This window comes from Sinanaerobacter sp. ZZT-01 (genome assembly GCF_035621135.1).
Taxonomy (GTDB): Bacteria; Bacillota; Clostridia; order Peptostreptococcales; family Anaerovoracaceae; genus IOR16.
Genome location: NZ_CP141728.1, coordinates 299,475 through 311,906, shown reverse-complemented (window position 1 = coordinate 311,906; position 12,432 = coordinate 299,475). Strand labels below are relative to the sequence as shown.

Annotated in this window: 11 protein-coding genes and 1 pseudogene; 6 read left to right on the top strand and 6 right to left on the bottom strand. The window is 36.1% G+C overall.

Annotation, left to right across the window (positions count from 1 at the left end):
* Positions 1-3: 3 nt before the first annotated feature.
* The 6 genes from U5921_RS01560 (at position 4) to U5921_RS01535 (ending at position 7,277) form a co-directional block, all read left to right on the top strand.
* Positions 4-819, top strand: coding sequence for a hypothetical protein (locus U5921_RS01560; protein WP_324824783.1), 816 nt, complete (start codon positions 4-6; stop codon positions 817-819).
* Positions 820-1,083: 264 nt separating this feature from the next.
* Complete coding sequence (locus U5921_RS01555) at positions 1,084-1,221, top strand: hypothetical protein (protein WP_324824782.1); 138 nt, start codon at positions 1,084-1,086, stop codon at positions 1,219-1,221.
* 179 nt (positions 1,222-1,400) lie between these two features.
* Complete coding sequence (locus U5921_RS01550) at positions 1,401-1,547, top strand: integrase (RefSeq protein ID WP_324824781.1); 147 nt, start codon at positions 1,401-1,403, stop codon at positions 1,545-1,547.
* Positions 1,548-1,880: 333 nt separating this feature from the next.
* Complete coding sequence (locus U5921_RS01545) at positions 1,881-2,885, top strand: restriction endonuclease (RefSeq protein WP_324824780.1); 1,005 nt, start codon at positions 1,881-1,883, stop codon at positions 2,883-2,885.
* A 378-nt stretch (positions 2,886-3,263) separates the two neighbouring features.
* Positions 3,264-6,290, top strand: coding sequence for an AAA domain-containing protein (locus U5921_RS01540; protein ID WP_324824779.1), 3,027 nt, complete (start codon positions 3,264-3,266; stop codon positions 6,288-6,290).
* 354 nt (positions 6,291-6,644) lie between these two features.
* Positions 6,645-7,277 (top strand): hypothetical protein, encoded by a 633-nt coding sequence (locus tag U5921_RS01535; RefSeq protein ID WP_324824778.1) that lies wholly within the window; start codon positions 6,645-6,647, stop codon positions 7,275-7,277.
* An 808-nt stretch (positions 7,278-8,085) separates the two neighbouring features.
* Here U5921_RS01535 and U5921_RS01530 read toward each other — a convergent pair.
* From U5921_RS01530 to U5921_RS01505, 6 genes and pseudogenes are all read right to left on the bottom strand, one after another.
* A pseudogene (locus U5921_RS01530) lies at positions 8,086-8,218 on the bottom strand (cysteine-rich KTR domain-containing protein).
* Between the two features lie 94 nt (positions 8,219-8,312).
* On the bottom strand, positions 8,313-8,999 hold the full coding sequence (locus U5921_RS01525; RefSeq protein ID WP_417765027.1) for a M15 family metallopeptidase: 687 nt from the start codon (positions 8,997-8,999) through the stop codon (positions 8,313-8,315).
* Positions 8,996-10,132, bottom strand: a complete 1,137-nt coding sequence (locus U5921_RS01520) for an ABC transporter permease (protein ID WP_324824777.1) — start codon at positions 10,130-10,132, stop codon at positions 8,996-8,998. The genes U5921_RS01525 and U5921_RS01520 overlap by 4 nt, the downstream gene beginning before the upstream one ends.
* A 75-nt stretch (positions 10,133-10,207) precedes the next feature.
* On the bottom strand, positions 10,208-11,083 hold the full coding sequence (locus tag U5921_RS01515; protein ID WP_324824776.1) for an ABC transporter ATP-binding protein: 876 nt from the start codon (positions 11,081-11,083) through the stop codon (positions 10,208-10,210).
* Positions 11,067-11,816 (bottom strand): hypothetical protein, encoded by a 750-nt coding sequence (locus U5921_RS01510; protein WP_324824775.1) that lies wholly within the window; start codon positions 11,814-11,816, stop codon positions 11,067-11,069. The genes U5921_RS01515 and U5921_RS01510 overlap by 17 nt, the downstream gene beginning before the upstream one ends.
* On the bottom strand, positions 11,813-12,313 hold the full coding sequence (locus U5921_RS01505) for an RNA polymerase sigma factor (protein WP_324824774.1): 501 nt from the start codon (positions 12,311-12,313) through the stop codon (positions 11,813-11,815). Before U5921_RS01505 ends, U5921_RS01510 begins: the two co-directional genes overlap by 4 nt.
* Positions 12,314-12,432: the final 119 nt, after the last annotated feature.

Genomic DNA, 12,432 nt, shown 5'->3' with positions numbered 1-12,432 from the left:
TTTATGAAAAGAATAAATGAACCAAAGGAAAAACGTGTTGTTGGTGTTGTAATATCCGAAGAAAATATGGTTGGCAAAACCTATGTATCTTCTGTAAAGACAGCTACACTACAAAACTGGTATTCAGAGAGCAAAGCACTGGCTTGCATGGTTGAAACCGACTGTTTTGCTTTCATCGACAATAAGCTATGCATTAATGATAGCAAGTATATTGAGCGTGATGCGAATGGCAGAATTCGTCTTACAACCTATGCTAAAACTCACGAGGAAGAATGCTTTCTTCAATTTGTTGTAGATAAAGAGACTGGACAGCTTCATTACATTACACTTCCAGCAGCAATGGCAAGTAAATCATTTAACTACTATGATGAAATCGACGAGGATTTAGTTAATCAATATGGTTTGGTAAACGAAATGTCTCAAGAAATGCTTGCGGCTATCAGTGGTTTGGAATTTGGTGAAGCATTAAAGAAGCTAATAAGCAGAAATATATGCAACTATACTTTCGGATTGTTGGAAAGCACTACTGGGCTAAACAAAAGAACAATCAGTAATTTAACAAAGGGAGCGAACCTTACAAAGGTTAACGTTATATCGACGTGCTTGGGTATACATATTCCGTTTCTTGTAAGTAATAAAATGCTTGAACTAGCACAACTTCCATTAAATCCATATCTCCCCGGAAAAACAGGTGCCGAAAATGGTATATATGATTCTCTACTACATTTAAAATGGGCTACTGACTATGATGACATCTATGAAGAATTAGTCGACCAGAAGTACGAAAACTTAATTCACCAACCTCCAGAACCAAAATAAATACCTATGAGAAATAGATTAGACGTAAAGTCTGGTCTATTTTTTTGCTCAAAAATATTTTTGTTGAACTTTCTTCAACGGAAAATTCAGTGAATTTGTCAATTTCATATAGTAAGGGGGTGTCTTTTGAACAAAATACACCCTCCAATATAGGTATAAGCTAGTTTAGTGTTGAAGATTGTTCAACGGGCAAAAAAACAAAAGTGTTAATCTTATTATAACAGGTCAGGAGACTTGAATATATAAGAAAGAGAGGTGAAGAACATGGCAAAAAACTCAAAGCAAACTTCAAAGTGTGTTGAATCAAAAGCAAGCAGAATTTTGAAAGACAACCATTACAGTAGTACATCAAGGTTTGTAGCAGGCAGTGCGTTAGCACAAACCAACCCCGGCAAGAAGTAAGTTTGCCAAAAGATAGATAGAGCGAGATTTGAACAATCAACCTATCTACCTCCACATTGGGGAAATTAACAAATTAAAAACAAAATATCACAGGCCTGATTAGCTATAGGGACTGGGATACAAATATCGAAACCATCACAGAGGCAGAACAGGATGGCAGGCTTCAGCGGATTGAAGAGATGAAAGTCTTTCTGGAAGAGCAAAGATGTCAGTTGCTGGTATATGATGAGAGGTTGGTGAGGAAGTTGATTGAGAAGGTTACAGTTTATGAGAATAGGCTTACAGTGGAATTCAAGTCTGGTCTGGAGATAGATGTGGAAATGTAAAAAATGGTATCAGAAAGCCGTTGATTGAAGGTTCATATACTTTTAATCAACGGCTTTTTCGGTAGAAAGAAAATGTGATCTGTGTTAAAATAAGTATAATTGATAAGTGAATTAATGGTAAAAAATGGATTTAATCTACTTTATTGATAGAGTCTTTAGGAGCATAGGACTGATAGGTTAACTGGGGTTGTCTACCTTGATTCTCGTAGCATCAAAGGTTGATTTTGATACATTGGTACTAGATTAGATGAATGTATTACATATTATTCCGTATCAGAATACGGAAGATTTGGGGTATAAGGTACTGGACATAGAATAAGGAGATATAGCATAATGGCTGACAAAGAAGAAAAACGAATATGGGGAATACATACCATGGATGACAACCTTTTCTTACAGAAGGATGTTATTGCTATTGGTTGGAAAAAGATGGGTGATCTTAGTAAAATAGAAGCTAGTAGGGAGGCATTTAAAGAAAAATATCTTAAAGAGTATCCGAAAGCTAAGAAAGGTAGCGTGGCCAATGGTGCAGGTATGCTTTTCCGTTTCGCACATGAAGTTCAAGTTGGCGATTATGTGGTTTTCCCTTCAAAAATTGATCGCCAGATTAATATAGGTACTGTCGAAGGTGGATATTTCTATGATGAGACAGTCACAGAATATGTGCAGCAACATAAAGTGAAATGGCTGAAACACCTTCCAAGGACAGCATTTTCACAGGGTGCCCTTTATGAAGTTGGTGCTGCTTTGTCTTTCTTTGCGGTAAAAAATTATGCAGATGAATATTTGTCAGCATTGGATAAAGGATTCAAAAAGACTGCGCTGACTACAGAGGGTGAAGAAGACGAGAGCGTTGGAGCAACTGCTGAAGAAATCGTAGAGACAACCAAAGACTTTATTTTGAAAGAGCTGAGTAAAAACTTGAAGGGATATGAATTTGAGGGATTTGTGGCAGACCTTCTTAGAGCAATGGGATATCGAACAATGGTTTCTGCTCATGGAGGTGATAGTGGTATAGATATAACGGCATACAAAGATGAACTACCACCGAGAATACTTGTGCAGGTGAAGAGTCAGGATAGCGATATTAGGGAAGCTACAATTCAGTCTCTGAAAGGTGCAATGCGTGAGGGCGATTATGGTCTATTCGTTACCCTTTCCAATTATACAAAAAATGCACAGAAGTATCTGGAAAGTACTCCAATTATCCGTGGCATCAATGGTACGGAATTGGTGGATCTGATTTTGAAGTACTATGAGGACTTAAGCCAGAAGTATAGAAAGATGATTCCTTTGAAGATGGTTTACATACCGGTAGTTAAGGACGAGGCGGATTAGTATTTAAAGAATGTTGAGTATTGATAATATATTAGCCAAGGAAAAAGAAGATAAGCTAAATCATACCTTATTATCATATGTGCAAAAGATAATAAGGTAAATGTAATTATAGATTTATTTGGTATTGCTATTTATAATGTACGGGTTTGTGATCCAACATTAGATGATTGTTACTTATTTCCTGGATATGGAGACAGGAGAAGGTGTTTTTCTTGCGAATATACTGATTACTGGGCTGGATAACTAAGGGTTGGAAGATGAGATTAATGAAAATCCAGAGCACTATTTAAGGCTTCCTACAAATTTTGAGATTCATGAATATTATTTATTTGGAGAGAATGAGTTGGAATAAATAAGAAAGAGGGAATTGCAAAAGCTATGCAAAAAATTACAGAATACTTTAGAAATGCCGTAGCGGCTAGTTCGCAGGGGACTCATGAATATAAGAATAATGATTTTTGTACAATATCATTTAAAGAATTAAAAACTGGATGTATAGGTGAGTCTATATATGACTTTTTACAAAGAGACAAGCATGAGCAAGATATTGATGTAGATGATGAATCAAAGGAAAACATTAAGCAAGTTATTATAGCACTAAAAACAGTAGCCACAGAATTTGAGGATAGTGAAAAGACGGAAAATAATATAGAAGAAATGTTATCAATTTTCTTTCTTCCAGTCAGTATCAATAGAAGCGGACAGTTGATTCCGCCAGATGAAGGAAAGATGCCGTGGATACCAAGAGAATATTTAGATCCAATTGAAGATCCACAGATTGCCATTGGAGATAGTGATAAATATGATGAATATTTAGAAATAACAACGGATAAAAGAAATCAAATTGATTCATGGAATAAGTATTTAGAATATGCAATAAAAATGTATGAGCACGTTACAAATGCCAAATTCGAGGATCAATACATCTATAGTAAAAATGAAAAAATAAAATTAGATGGAAAATATTATCTATTTCTAGATACAACAGTCAGTGCATCGTTCCATATTATGCAGTTATATAATGATCTCTGGAACAATGATGAAAATAAGTTGTATGCGAAACTGACAAATGGGAAAACAGAACCAGCAAGGAAACTTTTTGTGAATACCAACATAGATAAAATGAAAAGACATGTTGGACAAATGGGTGGGGAGTACTCATTATCGCCTTCTCAAAGAGAAGCAATAAATCATTTTGATGAAATAGAGGAAGGTGATATTTTATCAGTAAGTGGGCCTCCAGGAACAGGAAAGACAACTTTGCTGCAGTCTGTTGTTGCAAATATGTATGTTGATGCAGCATTAAAAAAAGCAGAAGCACCAATTATAGTTGCAGCTTCAACAAATAATCAGGCAGTTACGAATATAATTGATTCATTTGGAAAAATCGATGTAATTGGAATATCAAATATAGAAAAGAAATGGATTACAGGAACCAATAGTTTTGCAACATATTTTCCATCGAAAGGGAAAATAAGAGAGGCAGAAAAAAATCATTATCAGTATACAACGGTAAATGGTGGAGCATTTGTCGATATACTTGAATCATCAGAAAATAGAGAGAAGGCAAAAGAAAGTTTTCAGGAGGAATACAGCAATTACTTGGGAGAGGAAGAAACAGATTTTTCAATCTGTTCAAATGTATTATGGGGAAAATTGTATAAGCTAAATACAGAGAGGGTTGAGTGTTTTTCTAAAATTGAAGAAATCAAAGAAATTCTTGGTGAAGACAGCTATGTAACATATGTTCGTAAGCTACGAACCTATAAACAAGAGAAAGAAAAAGAGAAAAAAGATATACTGGAAAACATTTATAATGTAAAGAATAAAAATCAGCGATATTTGGCCAGATGTTTTGACTGGAGGAATTCATATGACAAACTGCCTTGGTATGTTCGGCTATTAAAGTTTTTGCCTTGTTTTAGAAATAAGATATTAGCATGGTCATTTTCTTTTATCGAGGATGATGAATTAAGGTTCTTAAGACGTAATATGAAGATTGAAGAAATAGAAAATATCTATCACCGGATGATTACTGAAAATGACAATGAAATAGTAAGATTAACGGACAATGGAAAAGTAGTAGAAAAAGAAATAAGTCAAATCGAGGAAAAGCTTTTTACAATCGAGGAAAAACTGGATACTTTAAAAGCAACTGTTCACGCTTTTGCAAAATATCAAATAGTACTGTTGAAAGAAAAAGAAGATATCGATTGGAATCAATTTGATGTTTGTAAATTGAATGATTTGCTAGATAGAGTTAGATATGCTGAATTTTGGCTGGCAGTTCATTATTATGAAAGCAGATGGCTTTTAGAGAAGAATCCTATAAGCGATAAACAGAAGGGAAAAACCTTTGAAGGTGTTCTAAACAATATGTATCGTAGATTGGCAATGATATCACCATGTATGGTTATGACATTCTTTATGTTGCCAAAACAATTTCACGCATATGATGGCAATGAGAAAAAACAATATTATATGTATAATTACATAGATTTACTAATTGTTGATGAGGCAGGACAGATATCACCGGAGATAGCAGCACCTTCTTTTTCATTGGCAAAAAAAGCGGTTGTTGTTGGAGATGAGAAACAGATACCGCCTGTGTGGGGAACTGTAAGACCGCTTGATATTGCTATGGCAATAAGCAACGGAGTTATTGAAGACAAAAAACAATACGAAAAACTTGAAATAAATGGGCTGAATTGCTCACAGTCTAGTATTATGAATGTAGCAGCATTATCCTGTGCATTTGATAAATATAAAAAGGGTCTATTCTTAAGTGAACATCGTAGATGCTACAATGAGATTGTGGCATATTGTAATAAATTGGTATATGAGGAAAAATTGGAGCCGAAACGTGGAAGCTTTTTTGAGGACAACAAGAATGCACTTATAGATTTTCTCCCGGCAATGGGACATAAACAAATAACGGTGTCTAAATCGCAGAAATCTGGTACAAGCAGACGGAATAAAGAGGAAGCTATGCAGATTATTACCTGGTTAAAATATCATTATACCACCATAGTAGACTGCTATAGAAAAAAGAGCAAGACTGACATCAATGAAAAGGAGCTGGTTGGCGTTATTACTCCATTTAAAAGTCAAAGTATTCTGATTAAATCAATGATAAAAAAAGAGATTCCTAATTATGCACAATTTATTGATGTTGGAACAGTACATACCTTTCAAGGCGCAGAGCGAAAAGTAATCATATTTTCAAGTGTATATGGTAATGAAGATGGCTGCTTCTTTATTAATAAGGCAGCGAATTTAATGAATGTTGCAGTTTCAAGAGCAAAGGATTCATTTTTAGTATTCGGTGACAGGGGATGTCTTGCTGGAAATGAAAAAACAGCAGCAGGTTTATTGAAAGATATGACAAAAACTGTTATCGAGTAATTATTGAAAGAAAAAATTAACTTAATTTTTGATTATGTATTGCAACTGAATTTATGGAAAAGATTGATATGTCTCCACAAGCGACCCGATAGGTTAAAAATGCCATCCTATGAACAACCAAAGGCATAAGACATTCATACTGTCCTCTCGAGCCATGTGGAGTGCATTGTCGAATTATGTCGTTCGGATTGCTAAACTTGTATTTTATATAAGCAAATATTTTAATATTTGATGAAACGGTCGTTTTATTAACACAAAAGATTTTGATAGTTACAGTGCAAAAATAGAAATTGAAGATACTTCTAATAAAACGGTAATTTGTTATTCTAAATATCCATATTTAAGGGGGACAAAATGTTTACTTTAGATCATATAATGATTGAAACTGATTATCCACAAAAATTGGCTAAAGAGTTTTCAGAAATCTTTGAGCTTCCATATGCGTGGCCATATTCTGAAAGTAAGGACTATTCAAGTGTAGGAATTAATTTCGGGCAAATTAATATAGAGTTTATTAAGTTTAAACTTCGCTTTGGTAAGAAAGCGAGTTCTTTTAATGGATTAAGTGGTGTTGCTTTTATTCCATTACAACCACTGGAAAAGACATTTAATTTGTTCGATGAAAAAAAACTTTCTTATCGAATTGGGGAGGATATTGAAGCTCATACAACAGTGACCGTAAACGAAGAACAGCTTTTCCCAACTATATTTTTGGTCAAGTATCGCTTTGACACGACTGGATGGAAAAAGAGGCTGAAAGAAGAGTTCAAATATTCCAATGGAGGAGCATACAGGATTAAGAATCTGCACAAGTTGGTTTTGCCAGGAAAACCTAATAAAAAGGTAGAAGAGCTATTTCCGATTGTTTGCTACAAGGAAGGAATTACTAAAGCTGAAATAATTTTTAATTCTGAATTGAGTAATTCAAATAAAAAGTTAGTGACACTCAATAATAGTTCATTGAACTTTGAAATATATATAAAATAAATTCCTTCGTGAGTACTTCTTTCTCATTGCAGAATATAAAGTATGCTACCATGGGGGCACCAGATTTAAATGACATCTTTTTTGTCTGTTCAAGCCATGTTGAAGCGATAATAATGATGAAGTATTGTGGTTCAGAGGACAAAAATTAGACTTTGATCACAAGATGTTGTGGTTTTGGAACGATTTTGAGGCTTGGAAATGGTCAAAAAAGTGCCGTTTTTGAGCCTTAAAAAATGATTAAAATATAGATGACATAGGGCGTTTTTACAAAATATAGCTATGAACTCAAAAAAAAAGGTGGTTGATTCATACTTAAATGGTGAAGGTGGGTATGTTTTTTTAGCCAAAACGTATGGTATTGCCGATGTGAACTTATCTGTATACAGAGTATAAAATAAAATTGAACAAATGCCCATCATGGCATACAAACCATGACGGGCATTTGTTTATTCAAAGGGAAATAGAAGAGATTCAATTCCATTGCTCAAACACCAGGAACTCACGGATATTCATATGCTTCAATCTGTCGCTGCTCATATCGATTTCATCACGACTTCCTGAATCTCATCAAAAAAAGATATGCCTTCCCATGGATGCGTTTCACCCGCTGATTGACCTGCTCATGCAGTGACTCGGCAAAACAAAGGTGTCACTAGAGTCATAGTTATCTCCATTCCCAAAGGCCGCCGAGGTTGAAAGCAATGTATTATGTGACCTACTAAATATAAAAATAGAGGCCTTGGTTCGCATTAGCTTCAAAGCCGCCATCATCAGTTATATTCCTTCTTTGGAGATTTATAAGAATCGGTTATCGGCTCTGCGTCTTAGCGTCTGGCTCTTTAACAACTATTAAACTGTAGTATATTGATTAAGGTTTCCTGTTTGCATTTCGGACAAAATAGTGCAAAACTCTCTATTATCGTATCTTTACGGATTTTCATACGTGTTTCATTCCCACAAACGGGACATAAAATCCAATTTTCATCGTTCAACGTTCTTCCTCCTTTTCAATGCAACGATAATAAGTAAAAAGCATTATTTAAGCCCATCTATGTATTCTTCTAGGCAAATACCTTTGGAATATATTTCTTTTGCAACATCTTCTCCCACAAAGCGATAATGCCAAGGCTCATAAATGGTACCGGTAATATCCGTTTTATCAGACGGATAGCGTAAAATAAACCCATAGTAATAGGCATTTTTCGCAAGCCAACTATAAACTTCATTTCTGGCTGATTTTGATTTATCTGCATTTATATCAACAGCAATCCCCAATTGATGTTCGCTTGTACCCGGGACGGCAACCCAATTTTCAGCCAGCTTGCGAGCTTCTGCTTTTGAATGACCCTCCACGTTATATGCTTCTATTTTATCATCCAAAAGGCTTTGTTGCTTCTCTTGTGTTCTGAATCCTGACACCACTATGGGATAAATCCCTGCGGCTCTGGCGTTATCAAACATATCCTGTAAGTTGGCATAGATTCTTGAATCAACACTTTCTCCATTCGATAGCACGGTCAGCTCTATATCATAGTCATCAGGAATATAATTATCTTGATTAACTAATATCAAATTCCAATCTTGATCTATGCTGGCATAATTTTTTACAGAAGTAGACAGCAGTCCATTTGCTGCTAAAACGTAAGCAATAAATATCAGAAAGAACATAAGGAGCAATCTGGTTATTCTCTTTGCCTCATGAAAAACTTCCTTTTTCATCATGCTTTCATTCTCCGTGACCAAAGAGTAACGGTAATAGGAATACACAGTATTCCCAGACACACAGGAACAATTATTAGTAAGTAAGGCGACCATACTACTTTGCCAAACAGGTGATATGCGTTTGTGCGGAATATATCCGTTGACTGCCCAACGAAGGGAAGCAAATCAAGTAGCTTTTGCACCCAAATCGGAACAAATTGAGCAATTGCCATTGGAACATAGACCACGGCCAAGCTTGCCAACAATGATGCAAAATTACTTTTCAGCAGTGAAGAGAGAAGCAGCGTAATTCCAGTAAATCCAAGGGATGCCAGTAAAACATATGCATACTCATAAATCTCTGCTTGTAGCATATTCATGGGGGCAGTAGCCAGTAACTTTATAACCTGAATTGGCATGTCCCAACCACGGGTACCCATAAACAAAAGCTGTGCGCCAATTGCTCCTATGGAAATTAAAGTAAATAGTTCTAAAGTGAACGCAATGCCAACGCCGATTTTTGCTAATGCCGTTTTTTGCCATCCATTTCTGGTTGTAACAATAAGGGATTTTGTGTTATTATGCCATTCACCAGAAAACATGGGCGATAGTACAATCGCTATAAACAAAGCCATCACCATACCAATGCCACTCACAAAATTGGCAACAACTGTTGACCAGCCTTCTACCCAATCATAGTTAAAAGGTATAGGTGTTTTGGCATCCATATTTAAAAAATAGCTTTTTTCTTGTCCGGTCTGTCCATTTAGTTCTAAAAATGAATCAACTGCTTGCTGCCTACGTTCATAAAAACCAGTAAGTTTATCCGGGTCAACGTAGTCAAGCATCATATATGGGTTTTCTGATTTTTCTAATTTAGGCCATAACGTTTTTACCCATGTATTCAGTGTATTCCAGTCAGTCATTTCATAGTCTTGCCGTTGGCCTGACTGGGATTTATCCTGATAATCTCTTACCATATGCTGCAATGTTTCATCTGTAAGAGGTCCACGCCACTGATCCGCATAGGTTTGATTGTTGCGAATATTTGAATAGCCATCAAAATTGTTACCGAATGTACTTGTATAGTCATTAGAAGTTCCAAAACTAAACCACTGGTAAGACAAAATGCTTCCAAAAATTACGATATACACAAAGCAAAGAAAAACACATATTTTGAGATTCTTTTTTCGCCATAGCTTTTTATGTTCTAATATAAATAGTTCCATTTATTTAACTCCTTCCTCTGTTGGAAAATAGTACAGATATAAATCCTCTAAGGTGGCTGCGCAAGACATTGCATAGGGGGACGGCTGTTTCTCAGAAATAATGCGGAGAATAACCTGCTCATTGCTATGACGTAGATTTGCAACAGTAACAGTATCTTCCCACTCTCTTGCTTCTTGTGGAGAAACCGTTAGTTCCCAAACCTTTCCTTCAGCTTCCTGAACCAGTTCTGGTATCGTGCCTTGGAGCAAAAAGTTTCCTTTTTTCATAAGGAATACCTTATCTGCAATTGCTTCAATATCCGATACGATATGTGTAGATAACAAAACAATTTTGTCACTGGCAAAGTCGGCTATCAAATTTCGAAAACGAACACGTTCCTTGGGGTCAAGTCCGGCAGTTGGCTCATCAAGCACCAATATTTTAGGGTTGTTCAAGAGCGCTTGCGCAATCCCAAGGCGCTGGCGCATTCCACCTGAAAATGTTTTTACTTTCTTTTTAGCTACACCGCTTAAATCTACCATATTTAATAATACCTTCGCTCGCTTGCCAGCGGCAATACGTGGAATGCCTTTTAGTGCCGCAATGTACATCAGAAATTCATGGGCCGTATAATCTGGATAATATCCAAAATCCTGTGGCAAATAACCGATAACGTTTCGATATCGAGGTCCCATATCCATAATACTCTGTCCGTTAAACAGAACTTCACCGGATGAAGGTTCCAATATCCCGCATAGCATTCGCATTAAAGTGGTTTTACCCGCTCCATTTGCTCCTAATAAGCCATAAATCCCTGGAGATAAGCTAGCGGTGATACCGTCAACAGCGATTTTAGGACCAAATTGTTTTGACAATCGATTAAGCGATAGATCCATACATTTTTCCTTCCTTTCTGGCTTCTGTCAGAAAATAAATTTCCCTGACAAAAAAACAAGTAAATATAACAAAAGCAATTATCCATAATCCAATAGCAGATAGTTGGTACAATTTAGGCGCTAATCGGGATAAACCTCCAGCAAACATACTCGTAGAAAAACATACAATCATGCTGATTTGAAATGCATGTCGCTTACACGTTCGGATACACCAAAGCATAGCCACCATACATCCTAAAAAAGGGACAACCGCATACAGAATTAACTGAAACATATTCGCAGAAAAATCTGTTTTAATGGCCGCCAGTGCCAAGGTAATGGACAAGCAAATTAAGTCTGCAGCCCCGGCCAAAACTAATTTTGCCAGAACGATTTGTGCACCAGAGGCTCTTGTGGCGGCTTCTATTTCACACATATTGTAAGTTTGATTCTGAAATAGTGAAGGAATACTGGCCAAAAGAAACAATGGCGTAAATAGAGGAATCGCATTAGGCACATTGTGAACGGATAGGATGCCAGCGCATACAACGGTTAGAATCAATATCTGCATTCCCCAAAGACGTAACCCGGAATGGCGAAATATATCGCTTAAAAAAATCCAAAAACCAGTTCGTTCTTCTTCCCGGGTTACTTGTTGCTCATTCAAAATGACCTTGCACAAATGCTGTGTTTCCAGCAGACGTTTCGGGACAGGCCCTTTACTAAGGGCGTTTTTGATATTTTTTCTATTCATGGATTCTCCTTTCTCATAATTGCTAAAGCTAACCTCACACGGCTTTGAATGGTTCGGATAGGAACGCCTGTTATTTGGGATATTTCCTGAAAACTCAATCCTTCTGCAAACCTAAGAATAATCGCTTCACGCTGTGGCGGTGATAAGCGTTTTAATAAGTTATTTATTTCAGAACGATTTTCTACTTCCGAAAAGTAATCTTTGGAATCCCCTACGTCTTCATCAAGTGCATAAAGTTTTTGCTTTCTGGATTCGTCAATACAAAGTCGGTGGGCAATCGTATATAAATAGGCTCGAAATTTGCCACGATGATCATATTGACTGAAATTCCGGGATACCCGCAAAAAAGTTTCTTGCGTTAAATCTTCGGCTCGTTCAGAATCAGAACAATGCCATGCACAATATCGCAAAATAGCAGAATAGTGACGTTCAATCAACTCATTTGCATATTCGATATGTCCGCGTTTTATTTGTTTAATTAATTCTTTATCTTGCACTGCTTTGACTCCTTTCACATAGATTAACGGTCAAACCTGCGATAATGATTAATATTATTTAAAAAATATAGATTTATATTAAAGAAGTAGATTTTTCGGAGATAATGACATATATACAC